Origin of the sequence: Pseudomonas sp. ADAK7 (assembly GCF_012935675.1) — a bacterium.
Lineage (GTDB): Bacteria > Pseudomonadota > Gammaproteobacteria > Pseudomonadales > Pseudomonadaceae > Aquipseudomonas.
This window is the reverse complement of record NZ_CP052861.1, coordinates 5,911,825-5,932,641: the sequence shown is the minus strand read 5'-3', so window position 1 is coordinate 5,932,641 and position 20,817 is coordinate 5,911,825. Positions and strand designations below refer to the sequence as shown.

General features: G+C 58.1%; 20 protein-coding genes. 11 read left to right on the top strand and 9 right to left on the bottom strand.

Annotated features, from left to right (window positions below; all coding sequences use genetic code 11):
- Positions 1-27 precede the first annotated feature (27 nt).
- The gene (locus HKK53_RS27275) at positions 28-654 is read right to left on the bottom strand and encodes a response regulator transcription factor (RefSeq protein ID WP_169373319.1); all 627 of its coding nucleotides are present in this window, start codon (positions 652-654) and stop codon (positions 28-30) included.
- Positions 655-1,172: 518 nt separating this feature from the next.
- Here HKK53_RS27275 and HKK53_RS27270 point away from each other — a divergent pair.
- A complete protein-coding gene (locus HKK53_RS27270) occupies positions 1,173-1,907 on the top strand; it encodes a hypothetical protein (RefSeq protein WP_169373318.1) in 735 nt (244 codons plus the stop codon).
- 130 nt (positions 1,908-2,037) lie between these two features.
- Here the strand turns inward: HKK53_RS27270 and HKK53_RS27265 are convergent, their stop codons facing one another.
- Together HKK53_RS27265 and HKK53_RS27260 are read right to left on the bottom strand one after the other, a co-directional pair.
- A complete protein-coding gene (locus HKK53_RS27265) occupies positions 2,038-3,255 on the bottom strand; it encodes an argininosuccinate synthase (RefSeq protein ID WP_008155574.1) in 1,218 nt (405 codons plus the stop codon).
- A 128-nt stretch (positions 3,256-3,383) separates the two neighbouring features.
- A complete protein-coding gene (locus tag HKK53_RS27260) occupies positions 3,384-4,292 on the bottom strand; it encodes a flagellar protein MotY (protein WP_169373317.1) in 909 nt (302 codons plus the stop codon).
- A gap of 159 nt (positions 4,293-4,451) precedes the next feature.
- Between HKK53_RS27260 and pyrC the strand changes: the two genes are divergently transcribed.
- Positions 4,452-5,498: a dihydroorotase gene (pyrC, locus tag HKK53_RS27255; protein ID WP_169373316.1), complete on the top strand. Its 1,047-nt coding sequence runs from the start codon at positions 4,452-4,454 to the stop codon at positions 5,496-5,498.
- Positions 5,495-6,172: a ribonuclease T gene (rnt, locus tag HKK53_RS27250; protein ID WP_054045196.1), complete on the top strand. Its 678-nt coding sequence runs from the start codon at positions 5,495-5,497 to the stop codon at positions 6,170-6,172. The genes pyrC and rnt overlap by 4 nt, the downstream gene beginning before the upstream one ends.
- Positions 6,173-6,246: 74 nt before the next feature.
- On the opposite strand, the gene HKK53_RS27245 is transcribed toward rnt, so the two are convergent.
- Positions 6,247-6,849: a peroxiredoxin gene (locus HKK53_RS27245; RefSeq protein WP_054045198.1), complete on the bottom strand. Its 603-nt coding sequence runs from the start codon at positions 6,847-6,849 to the stop codon at positions 6,247-6,249.
- 304 nt (positions 6,850-7,153) lie between these two features.
- Here HKK53_RS27245 and HKK53_RS27240 point away from each other — a divergent pair, with 304 nt between their 5' ends.
- Both HKK53_RS27240 and bfr read left to right on the top strand, forming a co-directional pair.
- Positions 7,154-7,372, top strand: a complete 219-nt coding sequence (locus HKK53_RS27240; protein WP_008057530.1) for a bacterioferritin-associated ferredoxin — start codon at positions 7,154-7,156, stop codon at positions 7,370-7,372.
- Between the two features lie 198 nt (positions 7,373-7,570).
- A complete protein-coding gene (gene bfr, locus HKK53_RS27235; protein ID WP_169373315.1) occupies positions 7,571-8,044 on the top strand; it encodes a bacterioferritin in 474 nt (157 codons plus the stop codon).
- Between the two features lie 108 nt (positions 8,045-8,152).
- Here the strand turns inward: bfr and grxD are convergent, their stop codons facing one another.
- The 3 genes from grxD to HKK53_RS27220 all read right to left on the bottom strand — a co-directional run bounded on the left by grxD (position 8,153) and on the right by HKK53_RS27220 (position 11,122).
- The gene (gene grxD / locus HKK53_RS27230) at positions 8,153-8,494 is read right to left on the bottom strand and encodes a Grx4 family monothiol glutaredoxin (protein ID WP_054045200.1); all 342 of its coding nucleotides are present in this window, start codon (positions 8,492-8,494) and stop codon (positions 8,153-8,155) included.
- Positions 8,495-8,591: 97 nt separating this feature from the next.
- Positions 8,592-10,697, bottom strand: a complete 2,106-nt coding sequence (locus HKK53_RS27225) for a molybdopterin oxidoreductase family protein (protein WP_169373314.1) — start codon at positions 10,695-10,697, stop codon at positions 8,592-8,594.
- 134 nt (positions 10,698-10,831) lie between these two features.
- Complete coding sequence (locus tag HKK53_RS27220; protein ID WP_169373313.1) at positions 10,832-11,122, bottom strand: hypothetical protein; 291 nt, start codon at positions 11,120-11,122, stop codon at positions 10,832-10,834.
- A 405-nt stretch (positions 11,123-11,527) separates the two neighbouring features.
- On the opposite strand from HKK53_RS27220, the gene argF reads away from it, so the two are divergent.
- Positions 11,528-12,448 (top strand): ornithine carbamoyltransferase, encoded by a 921-nt coding sequence (gene argF / locus HKK53_RS27215; RefSeq protein WP_169373312.1) that lies wholly within the window; start codon positions 11,528-11,530, stop codon positions 12,446-12,448.
- Complete coding sequence (locus tag HKK53_RS27210; protein ID WP_169373311.1) at positions 12,445-13,554, top strand: ABC transporter ATP-binding protein; 1,110 nt, start codon at positions 12,445-12,447, stop codon at positions 13,552-13,554. Before argF ends, HKK53_RS27210 begins: the two co-directional genes overlap by 4 nt.
- A gap of 108 nt (positions 13,555-13,662) precedes the next feature.
- Here the strand turns inward: HKK53_RS27210 and HKK53_RS27205 are convergent, their stop codons facing one another.
- Both HKK53_RS27205 and ybaK read right to left on the bottom strand, forming a co-directional pair.
- Positions 13,663-14,445, bottom strand: a complete 783-nt coding sequence (locus HKK53_RS27205) for a PhzF family phenazine biosynthesis protein (RefSeq protein ID WP_169373310.1) — start codon at positions 14,443-14,445, stop codon at positions 13,663-13,665.
- A gap of 15 nt (positions 14,446-14,460) precedes the next feature.
- Positions 14,461-14,931: a Cys-tRNA(Pro) deacylase gene (gene ybaK / locus HKK53_RS27200; RefSeq protein ID WP_169373309.1), complete on the bottom strand. Its 471-nt coding sequence runs from the start codon at positions 14,929-14,931 to the stop codon at positions 14,461-14,463.
- Between the two features lie 370 nt (positions 14,932-15,301).
- Here ybaK and HKK53_RS27195 point away from each other — a divergent pair, with 370 nt between their 5' ends.
- The 4 genes from HKK53_RS27195 to glpD all read left to right on the top strand — a co-directional run bounded on the left by HKK53_RS27195 (position 15,302) and on the right by glpD (position 20,409).
- A complete protein-coding gene (locus tag HKK53_RS27195) occupies positions 15,302-16,153 on the top strand; it encodes an MIP/aquaporin family protein (RefSeq protein WP_169373308.1) in 852 nt (283 codons plus the stop codon).
- A gap of 75 nt (positions 16,154-16,228) precedes the next feature.
- Positions 16,229-17,734, top strand: a complete 1,506-nt coding sequence (gene glpK, locus HKK53_RS27190) for a glycerol kinase GlpK (RefSeq protein WP_054045219.1) — start codon at positions 16,229-16,231, stop codon at positions 17,732-17,734.
- Positions 17,735-17,829: 95 nt separating this feature from the next.
- Positions 17,830-18,585, top strand: a complete 756-nt coding sequence (locus HKK53_RS27185; protein WP_007916700.1) for a DeoR/GlpR family transcriptional regulator — start codon at positions 17,830-17,832, stop codon at positions 18,583-18,585.
- A 285-nt stretch (positions 18,586-18,870) separates the two neighbouring features.
- Positions 18,871-20,409, top strand: a complete 1,539-nt coding sequence (gene glpD, locus HKK53_RS27180; protein WP_169373307.1) for a glycerol-3-phosphate dehydrogenase — start codon at positions 18,871-18,873, stop codon at positions 20,407-20,409.
- The last annotated feature ends 408 nt before the right edge of the window (positions 20,410-20,817 follow it).

Below are 20,817 nucleotides of genomic sequence, written 5' to 3'. Positions count from 1 at the left end.
GAAACGGAGGCTTTTTACTAGGTGTCGTCACACCAGGCCATTTCGCTGGGCCAGTTCGATCAAGTCCACCAGCGAGCGAGCATTGAGCTTCAATAACAAACGGGTCTTGTAAGTACTGACGGTCTTGTTGCTGAGGAACATTCCATCGGCTATCTCTTTGTTGGTCTTCCCTCGAGCCAGTTGTTGCAACACCATCATTTCCCGCCCCGACAAGCGATCCACCATATCGGCTTCACTGGCATTACCCAGACTGGACCGTACTGTATGCAAGGCTTGATTAGGAAAGTAACTGTAGCCTGACAACACAGCCTTTATTGCGCTGAGTAATTCAGTGAGGTCTTGTTGCTTGCACACATAACCGGCGGCACCTGATTGCATGCAGCGCATCGAAAAATGCCCCGGCGCCTGAGACGTCAGCACCAACACTTTCAAAGGTAACGCCACTGACGTCAGACGCGCGATGACTTCCAGCCCATCCAGTTTCGGTATTCCAATATCCAGAATGACAATATCCGGTAAATGTTCACGAGCAAGTTGCAATGCATCTACACCATTGTCTGTTTCTGCGATGACTTCGTAGCCATGACGTTCCATTAGCAAACGCACCGCGAGACGAATGACAGGGTGATCATCCACGATCAGCACTTTATTCATGGGCAAGTCCAATTTTCGCTGTTCGAATTTTTAGAGCCCGCACAATAGCCTAGTCGTTTCATCCGTGGCATGCCGTCCCCCCCAGGTACCCACACCGAGAGACATCCCCTACAAGTAACGCGGATTATTCCTACAAAAAAACCTCGAAGGTAATGCGCGTGAAAACGTAAAAATCCAGGAGCACTCAGCAACAGCCGCTTTTTTTTGTATCGCCTTACAAACAATACCGCACATAACCGACAACTGTACAACCCAGCCAGCCTCTTCTGCCTACAACGACAAGCTGATACCAAGCAACGCTACCCGCCTGAAAAACGAACACAGCACCCAATAAAACTTTTGATACAAGAACACCCAACATATAAAAATCATGAGCACTACAGTTACTCGATATCGCCACAACCCTTTACCAAGAACGGACTCTAATTAAAAAACAAACCTCAATAAATCAAAAAAGCAAACCATCAACAACTCCTTTATTCACACGAGAAAAAGACATCATCTTATGAGCAAAAAATATGAAAAAACTCCAAAAAAAGATCTCCAACCCAATGACCATTATCGCCATTTTTGCAGCGATCTCAGAAACATCTGCCGCTGTCTCTCTGCCTTTTCTTGATAACGCCGAAAGAGAAATCTATATCTGGTTTTTGATCAGCTTCCCGTTCTACTTACTCTTTCTTTTTTTCCTCACACTCAACTTCAACTATCGATCATTGTATGCCCCCTCTGATTTCGAGAAGGATAAGTACTTCGTAAAAGTCATGGATGACGCCGAGCGCTTGGAAAACAGAAAAAACCCGCGCTCAGGCGACTTGGTTGGAAAACCGAAAACCGCTGCTGTCGCTTCGACATCGGAACGTCCCCCGCCAGGCTTTTCGACCCACCGCAGAGGATTTAGCTGGTTCCAGACCGCACAGGATCCGCCGGCACACCTCAACCTGCAAACCAGTATCCGGGTTCAACACAGCGTCAATTTGCCGGGATCGCTGAAGGATCTGAGCATCATCGATGCTCGCGGTATGCACGCGCAGGAGGACGTCATAACCCTGATGGAAAGAATCCGCCGACCACGCAACCATCCCACGAAAGTGATCGTGTTTCTTGCTTGCAGCCAATCGGAGAAGTTACTGAAGGAAGGCGCACTCAAGTATTCGACACACAGAAAAAAAGGCGCTTGCGAGGCCTTCTGCGTTGTCTACAACTTGAACTCACAGGGCGTGACAGTGCTGGATCAAACGCTGAATGGGTAACCAGGAAAAGACGATAGCCGGATTAGATATGAGATGGGCGCTGGCAACATGTGCGAGGCAGAACAACCTTTTTTCAGCTGCTGACCCTGTCGACGACAGGGCCAGCACCTCAGTTACCGCTACAACGATCTCAGAACAACTTGCGACCCTTGTTGGCTGCAATGCGCATGCGCAAGGCGTTGAGCTTGATGAAGCCCGCCGCGTCAGCCTGGTTGTAGGCGCCGCCATCTTCTTCGAAGGTGGCAATGTTGGCGTCGAACAACGATTCATCGGACTTGCGGCCGGTGACGATCACGTTGCCCTTGTACAGCTTCAGGCGCACAACGCCGTTCACGTGGGCCTGGGACGCATCGATCATCTGTTGCAGCATCAGACGCTCAGGGCTCCACCAGTAACCGGTGTAGATCAGGCTGGCGTATTTCGGCATCAGCTCGTCTTTGAGGTGAGCCACTTCGCGGTCCAGGGTGATCGATTCGATCGCACGGTGCGCGCGCAGCATGATGGTGCCGCCTGGGGTTTCGTAGCAGCCACGGGACTTCATGCCCACGTAGCGGTTTTCGACGATGTCCAGACGGCCGATGCCGTGTTCGCCACCGATCTTGTTCAGCGTCGCCAGCACGGTGGCCGGGGTCATTTCGACACCGTCCAGTGCGACGATGTCGCCGTTGCGGTAGGTTAGTTCCAGGTACTGCGCTTTATCAGGAGCCTTCTCCGGGGAGACGGTCCATTTCCACATGTCTTCTTCGTGCTCGGTCCAGGTGTCTTCCAGCACGCCGCCTTCATAGGAGATGTGCAGCAGGTTGGCATCCATCGAGTACGGGGATTTTTTCTTGCCGTGACGCTCGATCGGGATGTTGTGCTTTTCAGCATAATCCATCAGCTTTTCACGGGAGAGCAGGTCCCACTCGCGCCAAGGGGCGATCACTTTCACGCCTGGCTTGAGTGCATAGGCGCCGAGCTCGAAACGCACCTGGTCGTTACCCTTGCCGGTGGCGCCATGGGAAATGGCGTCAGCGCCGGTTTCGTTGGCGATTTCGATCAGGCGTTTGGCGATCAACGGACGAGCGATGGAAGTACCCAGCAGGTACTCGCCTTCGTAAACGGTGTTGGCGCGGAACATCGGGAACACGAAGTCACGCACGAATTCTTCGCGCAGATCGTCGATGTAGATTTCTTTGACGCCCATGGCCTGAGCCTTGGCGCGGGCCGGTTCGACCTCTTCGCCCTGCCCCAGGTCAGCGGTGAAGGTCACCACCTCACAGTTATAAGTATCCTGCAGCCACTTGAGGATCACCGAAGTGTCCAGGCCGCCGGAATACGCCAGAACGACCTTGTTTACGTCCGCCATGCCATCACTCCACGGGGTTTACGGAAAGCCGTGAAGTCTACCGCTCATACGAAATAATTTACAGTACCGCGACAGCTTATGACGACGAAGCGACAGATTCTTACGCGGGCGCGACGATGACCGCCGAGTCAGGATGTGGCCGCAGCACTCGCGGCAGAGGCTGATTGCGGAGCCGGTTTCTCGGTGGGCGCCACGCGTTCGAGGCGTACCGCGACCCGGCGGTTCTTCGCCCGGTTGGACGCATTGGTGTTCGGCACCAGCGGGTAGCGCTCACCGTGGAAACGCATGGTGATCTGTGATTCCTGGAAGCCGTTGGCCTTGAAGAAGTCCATCACTGCCAGTGCCCGGCGGCGTGACAGTTCGCGATTGGTCAGACGATTGCCGCTGTTGTCGGAATGGCCGTCGAGTTCGATGTGATTAACCGTCGGATCGGCTTTCATGAACTCCAGCATCACCTGCAACTTGGCCTTGGCCGCCGGATCCAGATCGACACCTTCGCCGGGGAAACCGACTTCGGATTGCTTCACCTGCTCGAAATTCTGCGGCAGCAACTTGGCCACGCAACCCTGGTAGTCGTTGAACGCCTTATTGAACTTGACCGGCAGCAGGCGCACTTCAGACACCCGACCATCGCCCGAAGCGCGGCGAATGACCGGGCTGCGGCCGTCCATCAAACCGTTGATAAGACGCCCGGCCTGCACTTGCGAACTGTTGAACAGTACGTTGCCGCTGCCGATATTGACCGAACCCAGGTTAATGTCACCACGCCCCGGTTGCCACGGCGCAGCGGCCGCGAGCAAGGTCGCGGAACCGCCGCCGATCACCGAGTTGTAGGCCTTGAGACGAAAGATCGCCTGCTCGCCGGCACGACGCACGAATTCACCGGAACCGAAGTCGGTGATCGGCTGGGTCAGGCGGCATTCGAATTTGTCACCTTCGACCGTCCACTCAATGCTCTCCAGACGGGTCTGGAAAGTGAGCGCCATCGCGGGAAGGCTGGCAAACACACTGAGCAAGGCTAAATAACGCTGGCGCACGGGAGGCTCCACTGGCTTCTACAACAAAAAGACCGACACACACATGTTTACGGCATACCTAGTTCATATCGGTACGTTCCTGCAAAACTTGATAGCGAGTGCCTGAGAGAGTCTTTTCCGGTAGCATTCCCCTCAGTTTGACCCGCCTGGAATCCCCTCATGTCCGACCGCCTGACCCTGCTGCGTCCCGACGACTGGCATATTCATCTTCGCGATGGTGCTGTTTTGTCCAATACCGTTGCGGATGTCGCGCGCACCTTTGGTCGCGCCATCATCATGCCCAACCTGGTACCTCCGGTGCGCAACGCCGCTGAAGCCGACGGCTATCGCCAGCGGATTCTCGCTGCACGCCCGGCCGGCAGTCGTTTCGAACCGCTGATGGTGCTGTACCTGACCGACCGCACCCAGCCCGAAGAAATTCGTGAGGCCAAGGCCAGCGGTTTCGTTCACGCCGCCAAGCTGTACCCGGCCGGCGCCACCACTAACTCGGATTCTGGCGTCACCAGCATCGACAAGATCTTCCCGGCGATCGAGGCCATGGCCGAAGTCGGGATGCCGTTGTTGATTCACGGTGAAGTCACCCGTGGCGATGTCGACGTGTTCGACCGCGAAAAAATCTTCATCGATGAACACATGCGGCGCGTGGTCGAGCGTTTCCCGACGCTCAAAGTGGTGTTCGAACACATCACCACGGCTGATGCCGTGCAGTTCGTCAACGCGGCTCCGGCCAACGTCGGCGCAACCATCACCGCTCATCACCTGCTGTACAACCGCAACCACATGCTGGTAGGCGGGATTCGGCCGCACTTCTATTGCCTGCCGATTCTCAAGCGCAACACCCACCAGGAAGCCCTGCTCGACGCCGCCACCAGCGGCAGCGCGAAGTTCTTCCTCGGCACCGACTCGGCGCCGCATGCCCAGCACGCCAAGGAAGCCGCTTGCGGCTGTGCCGGTTGCTACACCGCTTATGCCGCGATCGAGATGTACGCTGAAGCCTTCGAACAGCGCAATGCGCTGGACAAGCTCGAAGCGTTCGCCAGCCTCAACGGCCCGCGCTTCTATGGCCTGCCGGTGAACACCGATCGCATTACCCTGGTCCGCGAAGAGTGGACCGCCCCAACCAGCCTGCCATTTGGCGAGCTGACCGTAATCCCGCTGCGCGCCGGTGAAAAACTGCGCTGGCGCCTGCTGGAGGAACACGCGTGAGTGAAGACCATTTCGACGACGAACAGGACGGTCAAGGCGGTGGAGGCGGTCCTCGTCATCCCATGGCGGCCCGATTCCGTGGTTACCTGCCGGTTGTCGTCGACGTAGAAACCGGTGGCTTCAACTCGGCCACCGACGCCCTGCTGGAGATCGCGGCGACCACCATCGCCATGGACGAAAAAGGCTTCGTGTATCCCGATCACACCTATTTCTTCCGCGTCGAGCCGTTTGAAGGCGCGAACATCGAAGCCGCTGCCCTGGAATTCACCGGGATCAAGCTTGATCATCCGTTGCGCATGGCGGTGAGTGAAGAAACCGCGCTGACCGATATTTTCCGCGGCATCCGCAAGGCCCTCAAAGCCAACGGCTGCAAACGGGCGATCCTGGTCGGGCACAACAGCAGCTTCGACCTGGGCTTCCTCAACGCCGCTGTCGCGCGCCTGGACATGAAACGTAACCCGTTTCATCCGTTCTCCAGCTTCGACACAGCCACCCTCGCCGGTCTGGCTTACGGCCAGACCGTATTGGCCAAGGCCTGTCAGGCGGCCGATATCGACTTCGACGGTCGTGAGGCCCACTCGGCTCGCTACGACACCGAGAAGACGGCCGAGCTGTTCTGCGGCATCGTCAATCGCTGGAAACAAATGGGCGGCTGGGAAGACTTCAACGACTGATCCAGTCGCCGGATTTATTCCGCCCACAAAAAAACCGGCCTCACGGCCGGTTTTTTTATGCCTGACGCTTGGGCTTACAGGGCCGCAGCGTGCTCGGTCAGGTAAGCCGCAACACCTTCGGTGGAAGCGGTCATGCCTTTGTCGCCTTTTTTCCAGTTGGCAGGGCAAACTTCGCCGTGCTCTTCGTGGAATTGCAGAGCGTCGACCAGACGGATCAGCTCTTCCATGTTACGGCCCAGTGGCAGGTCGTTGATGATCTGCGAACGGACAACGCCTTTGTCGTCGATCAGGAACGCACCACGGAAAGCAACGCCGTCAGCGGACTGAACGTCGTAGGCCTTCATGATTTCCTGCTTGATGTCGGCAGCCATGGTGTAGCGAACCTGGCCGATACCGCCATTGTTCACTGGAGTGTTACGCCATGCGTTGTGGGTGAAATGCGAGTCGATCGACACGGCAACCACTTCAACATTGCGGGCCTTGAAGTCAGCCATGCGGTTGTCCAGAGCGATCAGCTCGGACGGGCAAACGAAGGTGAAGTCCAGTGGGTAGAAGAACACCAGGCCGTATTTGCCTTTGATGGCCGACGACAGAGTGAAGCTGTCTACGATCTCGCCGTTGCCGAGAACGGCCGGTACGGTGAAGTCTGGGGCTTGTTTGCCTACGAGTACGCTCATTGGATATCTCCTGGTCTGAATAACGTGAAGAACTGGGTCCGCGTCAGCCTGCCACCCGCAAGCGACATCCCTGTGACACGAACCGCCTTCGCAAGGACCGACCATCATACACGGCGTTTTTGAGCTGTCCTTAACGGTTTTTTAAATTCGGACTCGTGCCGTTACTGTCGCAATGCCATGTCGGAAACCGTTCGTCAGTCATCAACGGTTGTTGCACAACGATTACAGAAACCACTTTGACAATCATTCTCGTTAACATTAAGATCCATCGCAATTGAGTCACAACCAGCGACGGTTCTCACTTATGTATGTCTGCCTCTGCACTGGCGTCACCGACGGTCAAATCCGCGATGCAATCTATGAAGGTTGCTGCAGCTATAAGGAAGTCCGTCAGGCCACCGGCGTAGCGAGTCAATGCGGTAAATGTGCCTGCCTTGCCAAGGAAGTGGTGCGCGAAACCCTGACCAAGCTGCAAACCGCCCAAGCCGCGATTCCATTTCCTGTTGAATTTACTGCCGCATAATTACCGTATTTCAAAGAACCGGACTCATGTCCGGTTTTTTTATGCCCGCAAATCAACCGCTTAGGTTCCAGACGCGGAACACAAACATTCTTATTCCGATTAATTTTCATATAACTTTCAATAACTTAGGTTTGACACTCTTAATTACGCGGCTCAAACTCTGCCTTATAGTCAGTTAATACAGGGCAGGACCCCATCATGAAAGGCGACATTACAGTCATCCAGCATCTCAACAAGATCCTTGCCAATGAGCTGGTCGCGATCAATCAATACTTTCTGCATGCGCGCATGTACGAAGATTGGGGCCTGAACAAGCTCGGCAAGCATGAGTACAAAGAATCCATCGACGAGATGAAGCACGCGGACAAGCTGATCAAGCGAATCCTGTTCCTTGAAGGCCTGCCGAACGTCCAGGACCTGGGCAAGCTGCAGATCGGCGAGCACACCAAGGAAATGCTTGAGTGCGACCTGCGTATTGAGCGCACCGGTCATGCGGACCTCAAGGTTGCGATTGCACACTGCGAAACCGTCGGTGACTTCGGCAGCCGTGAACTGCTTGAAGATATCCTCGAATCCGAAGAAGAACATATCGACTGGCTGGAAACCCAACTGGGCCTGATCGATAAAGTCGGTCTTGAGAACTATCTGCAATCGCAGATGGGCGAAGAGTAAATAAGCTTTCGCTAAACTCGAGACACTAAAAAGCCCCGCCCTCTTATGAGGTGCGGGGCTTTTTATTGCATGGGGTTCAGGCTTGCCTGACACCCATGCAGAAGCGGATCAGGCTTCGGTCTTGGCAGCAGCCGCTTTTTCAACAGCCGCTTTGATCGTGGCCTGCAACGAACCGTCAGCAGCCATTTCGGTCATGATGTCGCTACCGCCGACCAGCTCACCGCCGACCCACAGTTGCGGGAAAGTTGGCCAGTTGGCGTACTTTGGCAGGTTGGCGCGAATTTCCGGGTTCTGCAGGATGTCCACGTACGCGAACTTCTCACCACACGCCATGACGGACTGCGCGGCTTTTGCGGAGAAGCCACACTGCGGGGCATTCGGCGAGCCTTTCATGTAAAGCAGAATGGTGTTGTTAGCAATCTGCTCTTTAATCGTTTCGATGATATCCATGGAGCACCTCGGCTGAACTTTCCGACTCAAGGGTCGGCACGGTGGCGCATTGTAACGGAAACCCGAGCGCCATGCTCGGTCTCCCCGACAGACATGCTCAAGCCGCCGCCACGGTCACCGGCACGCCGTTCAACGCCGCATTCCCCGACAACTCATCGAGCTGACACTCGTCAGTCAGGTCATTGGCGCTGGACCCCGGCTGGCTGCTGGCAATCGTCATCTGCACCCCAGGCCGCGCATGGCCCCAACCGTGCGGCAGGCTGACCACGCCTTTCATCATATCCAGACTGCCGAGCACTTCAACTTCGATCATGCCAACCCGCGAGCTGACCCGTACCCGCTGCCCGTCGGTCAACCCACGGCTGGCCAGGTCATCCGGATGCATCAGTAATTGGTGGCGCGGCTTGCCCTTCACCAGACGATGATAGTTGTGCATCCACGAGTTGTTGCTGCGCACATGTCGGCGGCCAATCATCAACAGTTCATCGGCGGCCGGGGCCTGCAAGGCGGAGAAACGTGCCAGGTCGGCAAGGATCGCTGCGGGAGCGGCTTGCACATGCTGGTTAGCGGTCTTGAGCCGCGGCGCCAGATTGGTTTTGAGTGCACCCAGATCCACGCCATGGGGATGATCGAACAAGGTCGCCAACGACAACTTGTGCTCTGAAGCATCACCATACAATCCCATGCGCAAGCCATAGTCGATCATTTGCGCCGGGGCGATGGTCGGCTTGAGCTCTTTGCCGGTCTTCGCCGCAAACGCCTTGGCCAGACCGACGAATATCTCCCAGTCGTGCAACGCGCCTTCCGGCTTGGCCAGGATCGCGCGGTTGAAGCGCGAGACATTGCGCACGGCAAACATATTGAACGTGGTGTCGTAGTGATCGTTTTCCAGGGCCGAGGTGGACGGTAGGATCAGGTCGGCGTAGCGGGTGGTTTCGTTGATATAGAGGTCGATGCTGACCATGAACTCCAACCCGTCCAGCGCTTGCTCCAGTTGCCGGCCGTTGGGCGTGGACAACACCGGATTGCCGGCCACGGTGATCAGCGCGCGAACCTGCCCTTCCCCGCCGGTGAGCATCTCTTCGGCCAGCGCCGACACCGGCAGCTCGCCGCTGTACTCCGGACGCCCGGACACCCGGCTCTGCCAGCGATTGAAATGCCCGCCCGAAGTGGACGCCACCAAATCCACTGCCGGTTCGGTGCACAAGGCACCGCCCACACGGTCGAGGTTGCCGGTGACCAGATTGATCAACTGCACCACCCAATGACACAACGTACCGAAGGCCTGCGTCGAGACACCCATGCGCCCGTAGCACACCGCTGTCGGCGCAGCGGCAAAGTCCCGGGCCAGTTGGCGGATCTGCTCGGCAGGCACGGCGCACAGTGGGCTCATGGCCTCGGCGGTGAAACCCGCGACCGACTCACGCACTTCATCCAGGCCATCCACCGGCAAATGACTGTCGCGAGTCAGCCCTTCAGCGAACAACGTATTGAGCAACCCGAACAACAGCGCCGCATCGCCGCCAGGACGCACGAACAGGTGCTGATCGGCAATCGCCGCCGTTTCACTGCGGCGCGGATCGACCACCACCACTTTGCCGCCCCGGGCCTGGATCGCCTTCAGGCGTTTCTCCACGTCGGGCACGGTCATGATGCTGCCGTTGGAGGCCAGGGGATTACCGCCCAGGATCAGCATGAAATCGGTGTGATCGATGTCCGGGATCGGCAACAGCAAGCCGTGGCCGTACATCAGATGGCTGGTCAGGTGATGGGGCAACTGATCGACCGAGGTCGCGGAAAACCGGTTACGGGTTTTCAGCAGCCCGAGAAAGTAATTGCTGTGGGTCATCAGTCCATAGTTGTGCACGCTGGGGTTGCCCTGATAAACCGCCACCGCGTTCTGCCCGTGACGCTCCTGGATGTCTGCCAGGCGTTCGGCTACGAGGTTGAAGGCGTCTTCCCACGCAATGGGTTGCCATTCGCTGCCCACGCGCCGCATCGGCTGGTGCAGACGGTCGGGGTCGTTCTGGATGTCTTGCAGGGCCACGGCCTTGGGGCAGATATGTCCGCGACTGAACGTATCCTGGGGGTCACCCTTGATCGAGGTGATCTGCACCCGGCCTTCGGCCTCGGTGGTTTCAATGGTCAGGCCGCAAATGGCTTCGCACAGGTGGCAGGCACGGTGATGAAGAGTCTTGGTCATGGCCAGTCTCTGTTTTGTTCTGGGCGGGCGTTATCAGCCGCGGGAACAAAACTATGGCGCGCGAACCGTCGCTGCGCCAGCGACGTTCGTCTTGTGAATCGGTGGCCATCAGGCCAGCCGATGGCGGTGCGGACTCAGTTCGGCGGCAGCCGGGGCGGCGCCTGCAACTGGATTTCCTGGATGGTTTCAATCTGCTCGTGGGCGACATGCACGCCGGTGAGTTCGCCAATCAGCCGCCAGTGCTCGTCAAGCCCGCTGCTGATGGTGGCCATGCGGTCGATCATGCGTCGACCTGCAGCCTTGGTCACTTCGTCTTCACTGCGCATCAACTCAAAGGACATTGAGGTCATGGACGCGGTGAGATGGGTCAGGGAGCGGGCTGTGAGGCCGAGTAATTCCATTAACTGCTGTTCTTTCGATTCCATTCCGGAGGCTTCCTGCGTCGCTCGAGACTTAGTTATAACCCAGCACTTTGCTTTAGCAAATGTTTCAGACGAGACACATCGCCACTACACGGCAAGAATCACAGGTCAGAAACCGACTATCGCCGTGCCGTCCCCGCCCCGTTTGATTGCAATGCCCGGCGGGCACGGTGTACAAATGACGGGCTGCTATCCGGAAACAGGCTTCAAAAGCGCTACTGCGTCACCCCGTAGCCCCTCTGAAATCCCCTAAACACCGTAGCCTATTGGAAAAACGCGACATTTAATGTCAAGATCGCGCCTTCCCCTATTTCGTCGCCCCGTGCGGCTTACGCCGCAGGTCTCGCCCGTTTTTCAGTTAAACAAGGCTTTGAGTATCTGCGGTCTGTTGCAAAAAGGTAGTCAATGATGAGCGCAAGGCACTTTCTCTCCCTGATGGATTGCACGCCCGAAGAGCTGGTCAGCGTGATCCGTCGAGGCGTTGAGCTCAAGGACCTGCGTAACCGCGGCGTACTGTTCGAGCCTCTGAAAAACCGCGTCCTGGGGATGATTTTCGAGAAATCCTCGACCCGCACCCGTATCTCGTTCGAAGCCGGCATGATCCAGCTCGGCGGCCAGGCGATCTTCCTTTCGCCCCGCGATACCCAGTTGGGTCGTGGCGAGCCGATCGGCGACTGCGCTATTGTCATGTCGAGCATGCTCGACGCGGTGATGATCCGTACCTTTGCCCACAGCACCCTCACCGAATTTGCCGCCAATTCTCGCGTACCGGTGATCAATGGCCTGTCCGATGACTTGCACCCGTGCCAGTTGCTGGCCGACATGCAAACCTTCCTTGAACACCGTGGTTCGATCCAGGGCAAGACCGTGGCCTGGATCGGCGACGGCAACAACATGTGCAACAGCTATATAGAAGCGGCGATCCAGTTTGATTTCCAGCTGCGCATTGCCTGCCCGGAAGGTTACGAGCCAAACCCTGAATTCGTGGCCAAGGCCGGCGATCGTGTGACCATCGTCCGCGATCCACAGGATGCCGTGCGCGGCGCGCACCTGGTCAGCACTGACGTCTGGACCTCCATGGGCCAGGAAGAAGAAACCGCCAAGCGGCTGAAGTTGTTCGCGCCGTTCCAGGTCAATCGTGCGCTGCTCGACCAGGCCGCCACCGACGTGCTGTTCATGCATTGCCTGCCGGCCCACCGTGGCGAAGAAATCAGCCTCGACCTGCTGGACGATCCGCGCTCAGTAGCCTGGGACCAGGCGGAAAACCGTCTGCACGCGCAAAAGGCCTTGCTCGAGTTTCTCGTCACACCGGCGTATCACCACGCATGAGCCAGCCATTACTGCTCAACCTGCGCAACCTTGCCTGCGGCTATCAAGACCAGCGGGTCGTGCAGAACCTCAACCTGCATTTGAATGCCGGCGACATCGGTTGTCTGCTGGGCTCTTCGGGCTGCGGCAAGACCACCACCCTGCGGGCCATTGCCGGTTTCGAACCGGTGCACGAAGGTGAAATCCAGCTCGGTGGCGAAACCATTTCCAGCGCCGGTTTCACCCTTGCTCCGGAGAAGCGCCGGATCGGCATGGTCTTTCAGGACTACGCCCTGTTCCCGCATCTGAGCGTGGCCGAGAACATCGCCTTCGGCATCCGCAAGCATCCACAAAAGGATCGGGTGACCGAAGAGTTGCTGGAACTGGTCAACCTGAAAAACCTCGGCAAGCGTTTTCCCCATGAGCTGTCCGGCGGTCAGCAGCAACGTGTCGCCCTGGCCCGCGCCCTGGCGCCCGAGCCACAACTGTTGTTGCTCGACGAACCGTTCTCCAACCTCGATGGCGAACTGCGGCGCAAACTCAGCCATGAAGTGCGCGACATCCTCAAGGCCCGTGGCACCAGCGCGATTCTGGTCACCCACGACCAGGAAGAAGCCTTCGCTGTCAGCGATCATGTCGGGGTGTTCAAGGAAGGTCGCCTGGAGCAGTGGGACACGCCCTACAACCTGTATCACGAACCGCTGACCCCGTTTGTGGCCAGTTTCATTGGCCAGGGCTACTTCATTCGCGGCCAATTGAGCAGCCCGGAGTCGGTGCAGACCGAGCTCGGCGAGTTACGCGGCAATCGCGCCTACACCTGGCCGATTGGCAGTGCCGTCGATGTTTTGCTGCGCCCGGACGATATCGTTTATGCGCCGGACAGCGCCTTGAAAGCCCGCATCGTCGGCAAGACCTTCCTGGGTGCTACGACGTTGTATCGCCTGCAGTTGCCGACGGGGGCTCAGCTGGAATCGGTCTTCCCGAGCCATGCCGATCATGAAGTGGGCGCACAAGTGGGGATTCGGGTGGTGGCCGAGCATCTGGTGCTGTTCCAGGCATCCGGCAGTACGGCGGCGCAGATTCCGGTGGTTGAATCCGGTGTTCGCCGGTACAGCACCGCCCACTGACACCGAAACCTGTAGGAGCGAGGCTTGCCCGCGAAAGCGTCGTGTCCGTCGACGTCATTATTGGCAGGTCTGACGCCTTCGCGGGCAAGCCTCGCTCCTACAGAGACATCATCCGAGCAATAACCTGCCGCTCGCTACAAGCGTCGCCTTCCCGCCAATCTTCACCCGCTCTCCTTCCAGCCGACAAAACAACTCTCCACCCCGGGCAGAACACTGATACGCCGTCAAACTCGACTTGCCCAAGCGCTTCGACCAGTACGGAATCAAGCTGCAATGGGTCGAGCCAGTCACCGGGTCTTCATTGATGCCAATCGCCGGCGCGAAGTACCGGGAAACAAAATCATGCTTGCCGCCCTTGGCCGTGACGATTGCGCCCGGCCACGGCAGTTTCGCCAGGGCCGCCATGTCGGGCTTGCAATCGAGCACTGCCTCCTCGGACTCCAGCACCACCAACAATTCATTCGAACCCAGCACATCCACCGCTTCCACACCCAGGGCACGCTCGACATCCAGGGTCACGCCGACTTCCGACGGCACGATCGCCGGGAAGTCCAGCCACAGCCGTCCGCCTTCCCGGCTGACGCTCAACGGGCCTGACTTGCAGATGAAATCCAGGCGCTCGGCCGGTTCTTTATAGATTTCAAACAGCACATAAGCGCTGGCCAGGGTCGCATGCCCGCACAACGGTACTTCAGTCGTCGGGGTAAACCAGCGGATATGCCACGCCACGCCTTCGCGGACCACGAAGGCGGTTTCGGCGAGGTTGTGCTCGGCGGCAATCTTCTGCATCAATTCATCGGCGAGCCAGGCATCGAGCCGGTAAACCATCGCCGGGTTGCCACTGAACGGCCGATCACTGAACGCATCGACCTGATGATATTCCAGCTGCATAACCTTCTCCCTGAGTCAGACGCGACCGATATCCGCAAACTTGGCCTGAGTATGTTCGGCCAGTATCGCAGGCGCCAATTCCACTTCCAGCCCGCGCCGCCCGGCACTGACAAAAATGCTGGCGAACGGCTGCGCCGAAGTATCGATAAAGGTGCGCAGACGCTTCTTCTGCCCCAGCGGACTGATGCCACCCAACAGGTAACCGGTCGCTCGTTGTGCGGCCGCCGGATCGGCCATTTCGACTTTTTTCACCCCGGCCGCGTGCGCCAGGTGCTTTAAATCAAGACTTCCGACGACCGGCACCACCGCCACCAGCAATTCACCTTTCTCACTGGCCGCCAGCAAGGTCTTAAACACCTGCGCCGGGTCCAAGCCCAGTTTTTCCGCCGCCTCCAGCCCATAGGACGCCGCTTTCGGATCATGTTCGTAACTGTGCACACGATGTTCGGCGCGAACTTTTTTCAACAAATCCAATGCGGGCGTCATGGCAGCTCCAGGCTTGGCGGCAGAAGAAAAACACTGCGCCAGATTCTAGGTCATTGATCAACAAAAGGCTCTATTGCGGCGCTATTTCAAAGGCTTGGCGCGGCCCAGCTTCATGGGTTTGCAGCCCGCTTCCCAAGCCACCAACACGATCATTCACACGGCGAATAGTTTAAATGTGACTGACGGTTCACTTTCGACCTTTGACAGCAGCGTTTCTTGTCTATATTTTTTCGAATGCGAATACTGTAGGAATGATCGCGAAGTCGTACTCGGCAGTAAACCAAGATCAGGATGGGGATCCTGACTCGGTGAAAATCGCGCTTTGACCAAGATGACAAAGCGCCAGACAACAACAAAAATGAGGTTTTCGATGACAACTGCTTTGAAACAACCGCCACTCTCGAGTCAATGCATGGCCGAGTTCCTGGGAACTGCGCTGTTGATCTTTTTCGGGACGGGGTGTGTTGCCGCGCTCAAGGTCGCGGGTGCCAGCTTTGGCCTTTGGGAAATCAGCATCATCTGGGGCGTTGGCGTCAGCATGGCGATCTACCTGACCGCCGGGGTTTCCGGAGCTCACCTCAATCCCGCCGTGAGTATCGCGCTGAGTATTTTCACTGACTTCGAAAAGCGCAAACTGCCCTTCTACATCATCGCCCAGGTCGCCGGCGCGTTCTGCGGAGCGTTGTTGGTTTACACGCTTTACAGCAATCTCTTCTTCGATTACGAACAAACTCACCATATGGTTCGTGGCACCCAGGCCAGCCTTGAACTGGCGTCAGTGTTCTCCACCTTCCCGCACCCGGCCTTGTCCACGGCCCAGGCGTTCCTGGTTGAAGTGGTCATCACCGCGATCCTGATGGGCGTGATCATGTCCCTGACCGACGATAACAACGGCCTGCCCAAGGGTCCGCTGGCGCCGCTGCTGATTGGCCTGCTGATTGCGGTGATTGGCAGTTCGATGGGACCGCTGACCGGTTTCGCCATGAACCCTGCGCGTGATTTCGGTCCTAAGCTGATGACTTTCTTTACTGGCTGGGGTGAAATTTCCTTCACTGGCGGGCGCGATATCCCGTATTTCCTGATTCCGATTTTTGCACCGATTGTCGGTGCCTGCCTCGGCGCTGCAGCCTATCGCGGGCTGATTGCCCGTCATCTGCCCAGCACCGAACCTGCTACAAAGGACGCAACACCGGCCATTGACGGCAAACCAAGAACTTCTTGATACCGTTGGCGCGTGATCCTGCCCCTTTGATCCCGCGCCTGACCTCACTCCCTTATTTCGTCCAAGGCAATCGACATGACCGATATTCAGAATAAGAACTACATCATTGCCCTTGATCAGGGTACGACCAGCTCCCGCGCGATCATTTTCGACCGTGATGCGAACGTGGTCTGCACCGCCCAGCGCGAATTCGTGCAGCATTACCCGCAAGCCGGCTGGGTCGAACATGACCCGATGGAAATCTTCGCGACCCAAAGCGCCGTGATGGTCGAGGCCCTGGCACAAGCCGGCCTGCACCACGACCAGGTCGCCGCCATCGGCATCACCAACCAGCGCGAAACCACCGTGGTCTGGGACAAAACCACCGGCCGCCCGATCTACAACGCGATCGTCTGGCAGTGCCGCCGCAGCACCGAGATCTGCCAGCAGCTCAAGCGCGATGGCCACGAGCAATACATCAGCGACACCACTGGCTTGGTGACTGACCCGTACTTCTCCGGCACCAAGCTCAAGTGGATCCTCGACAACGTCGAAGGCAGCCGTGAACGCGCGCGCAACGGCGAACTGCTGTTCGGCACCGTGGACAGCTGGCTGATCTGGAAATTTACCGGCGGCAAAGTCCACGTCACCGACTACACCAACGCCTCGCGCACCATGCTCTTCAACATCCACTCGCTGGAGTGGGACGCGAAGATGCTGGAGATCCTCGACATCCCGCGGGAGATGTTGCCGGAAGTGAAGTCGTCCTCCGAAATCTACGGCCACACCAAAAGCGGCATCGCTATCGGCGGTATCGCCGGCGACCAGCAGGCCGCCCTGTTCGGCCAGATGTGCGTCGAGCCAGGCCAGGCGAAAAACACCTACGGCACTGGCTGCTTCCTGCTGATGAACACTGGCGACAAAGCCGTGAAATCCAAGCACGGCATGCTGACCACCATTGCTTGCGGCCCGAAAGGCGAAGTGGCTTATGCGCTGGAAGGCGCGGTGTTCAATGGCGGTTCCACTGTGCAATGGCTGCGTGATGAACTGAAGATCATCGCCGATGCCACCGACACCGAATACTTCGCCAGCAAGGTCAAGGACAGCAATGGCGTGTACCTGGTACCTGCGTTCACCGGCCTGGGCGCTCCTTACTGGGACCCGTATGCCCGTGGCGCGCTGTTCGGCCTGACCCGCGGCGTGCGCGTGGATCACATCATCCGCGCTGCGCTGGAGTCGATTGCCTACCAGACCCGCGACGTGCTGGACGCCATGCAACAGGACTCCGGCGAACGCCTCAAGTCCCTGCGTGTGGACGGCGGTGCGGTGGCGAACAACTTCCTGATGCAGTTCCAGGCCGACATCCTCGGCACCCAGGTCGAGCGTCCGCAAATGCGCGAGACCACCGCACTGGGCGCCGCTTACCTGGCCGGCCTGGCGTGCGGCTTCTGGGGCAGCCTGGACGAGTTGCGTGGCAAAGCCGTCATCGAACGCGAGTTCGAACCGGCCCTGGAAGAATCGGCGAAGGAAAAACTCTACGCCGGCTGGAAGAAGGCGGTCAGCCGCACTCGCGATTGGGAACCACACGAAGGCGCTGAATAAGCCAACAACAGGATCCGAATAGGGTTCTAACTGGTCGGGAGCAGATTCCTGCGGCATCATGGGCAAATTTTGCACGGCAGCCCAAAGGAAGCCCCATGAATCTGCCTCCCCGTCAGCAGCAAATCCTCGAACTGGTCCGCGAACGCGGCTATGTCAGCATCGAGGAAATGGCTACGCTGTTCGTCGTTACACCGCAAACCATCCGCCGCGACATCAATCAGCTCGCGGAAGCCAATTTGTTGCGTCGCTATCACGGCGGCGCGGCCTACGATTCCAGTGTCGAAAACACCGCCTACGCCATGCGTGCCGACCAGATGCGCGATGAAAAGCAGCGTATCGGTGAAGCCATTGCGGCCCAGATCCCCGATCACGCCTCACTGTTCATCAACATCGGTACGACTACCGAATCGATTGCCCGAGCCCTGCTCAACCACAATCACCTGAAGATCATCACCAACAACCTGCATGTCGCCTCAATGCTCAGCGCCAAGGACGATTTCGATGTCCTGCTGACCGGCGGTAACGTGCGGCGCGACGGTGGCGTGGTCGGTCAGGCGAGTGTCGATTTCATTAACCAGTTCAAGGTGGATTTTGCCTTGGTCGGCATCAGTGGCATCGATGAAGACGGCAGTCTGCTGGATTTCGATTATCAGGAAGTGCGGGTGTCCCAGGCGATCATCGCCAACGCGCGGCAGGTGATTCTGGCGGCGGACTCCAGCAAATTCGGGCGCAACGCCATGATTCGCCTGGGGCCGATCAGCCTGATTGATTGCCTGGTGACCGATCAGCAGCCGGTGCCGGCGTTGGCGCAGTTGTTGAGTCAGCACAAGATTCGGCTGGAAGTCGTTTAACCCCCTCCATACAGCGCGTTCCCACGCTCCGCGTGGGAACGCCGCCTGGGACGCTCCGCGTCCCGCCTCAAGTGCCGACGCAGAGCGTCTATTGATGCATTCCCACGCAGAGCGTGGGAACGATCTGTGCCTGAATGTTCGAAAATTTTCCTTTCTCTGCCCTTCGATCAGTATTTTCAATCGAAGTTGACTGGCTGTGGGCGGCTTTATGGGCTACCATTTTCGCAAATGAACATTAATGTTCGAATTCCAATATCGAAAATCATAAAAGCCCGAGGCCAGCCGATGCCCACTTCTACCTTGCCTACGCCCCCTCTCGCCGAGGTCTACGATATCGCCGTCATCGGTGGTGGGATCAATGGCGTGGGGATCGCAGCGGATGCCGCCGGTCGCGGCCTCTCGGTGTTCCTTTGTGAAAAAGACGACCTGGCCAGCCACACGTCGTCGGCCAGCAGCAAGCTGATCCACGGCGGCCTGCGTTATCTCGAACATTACGAATTCCGCCTGGTGCGCGAAGCCCTGGCCGAACGCGAAGTGCTGCTGGCCAAGGCGCCGCACATCGTCAAGCAGATGCGTTTCGTGTTGCCGCACCGCCCGCACCTGCGTCCAGCGTGGATGATCCGTGCCGGCCTGTTCCTTTATGACCACCTCGGCAAGCGGGAGAAACTGGAAGGCTCGAAAAGCCTGAAGTTCGGCCCGGACAGCCCGCTGAAAAGCGAAATCACCAAAGGCTTCGAATACTCCGATTGCTGGGTCGATGACGCTCGCCTCGTCGTGCTGAACGCCATGGCCGCCCGGGAAAAAGGCGCCCACGTTCACACCCAGACCCGTTGTGTCAGCGCCCGTCGCACCAAGGGCCTGTGGCACCTGCACCTGGAACGCGCCGATGGCAGCCTGTTCTCGATCCGCGCCAAAGCGCTGGTGAACGCCGCCGGCCCATGGGTCGCCAAGTTCATTCGTGACGACTTGAAGATGGATTCGCCGTACGGCATCCGCCTGATCCAGGGCAGCCACCTGATCGTGCCGAAACTGTACGAAGGCGAACACGCGCACATTCTGCAAAACGAAGATCAGCGCATCGTCTTCACCATTCCGTACCTGAACCACTTCACCCTGATCGGCACCACCGACCGCGAGTACACCGGCGACCCGGCCAAAGTGGCGATCACCGAAGGCGAAACCGATTACCTGCTGAAAGTGGTCAACGCCCACTTCAAGAAGCAAGTCAGCCGCGACGACATCCTGCACAGCTATTCCGGTGTGCGTCCGCTGTGCAACGATGAATCCGACAACCCGTCGGCAGTGACCCGCGACTACACCCTGGCGTTGTCCGGCAGTGGCGAAGAAGCCCCGCTGCTGTCGGTGTTCGGCGGCAAGCTGACCACCTACCGCAAACTGGCCGAGTCGGCGCTGGCGCAACTGGCCCCGTACTTCACGCAGATCAAACCGAGCTGGACCGCGACCGCGACCCTGCCCGGCGGCGAAGACATGACCACCCCGCAAGCCCTGTGCGCGAAGATCCGCGACCAGTTCGACTGGGTGCCAACCGAGATCGCCCGCCGCTGGGCCACTACCTACGGCAGCCGCACCTGGCGCATGCTCGAAGGCGTCCAGAGCCTCAGCGACCTGGGCGAACACATCGGCGGCGGTCTCTACACCCGCGAAGTCGATTACCTGTGCAGCGAAGAGTGGGCCACCACCGCCCACGACATCCTGTGGCGGCGCAGCAAGCTCGGGTTGTTCACCACCCCGGACGAGCAGCAGAAGCTGGCGGATTACCTGAGCAAGGTCGAGCAGAATCGCAGCAAGATCGAAGCGGCCTGATCGGCAATCCGCTTAAACGAAAGCCCCTGAATTGTGAGATTGAGGGGCTTTTTCGTGCCTGTAGGAGCGAGGCTTGCCCGCGAAGAGGGGGTGTCAGCCAACATTCATGCAGCTGACACACCGCTTTCGCGGGCAAGCCTCGCTCCTACAGGGTTACGCGCATTCGGTTTTCCGAACGCGACCCGCCGGTCGATTCGGATTACCGGATAGCCAAAGCGTAAATTCACCGCCACAAAAACTTAATACCCTTTTAAATCAACCATTTGATTCATGTCACCTGGCCTGGCACGAGTCATGCTCTACACTCTTGGACGAATGTTCTGTCGAGCCCACCGTTCAGGTGCCGCCACGCATTCGAAGCACAAAAGGGCCGACGAACTGGCTCCATAAAAAAAACAATGTCGAGGA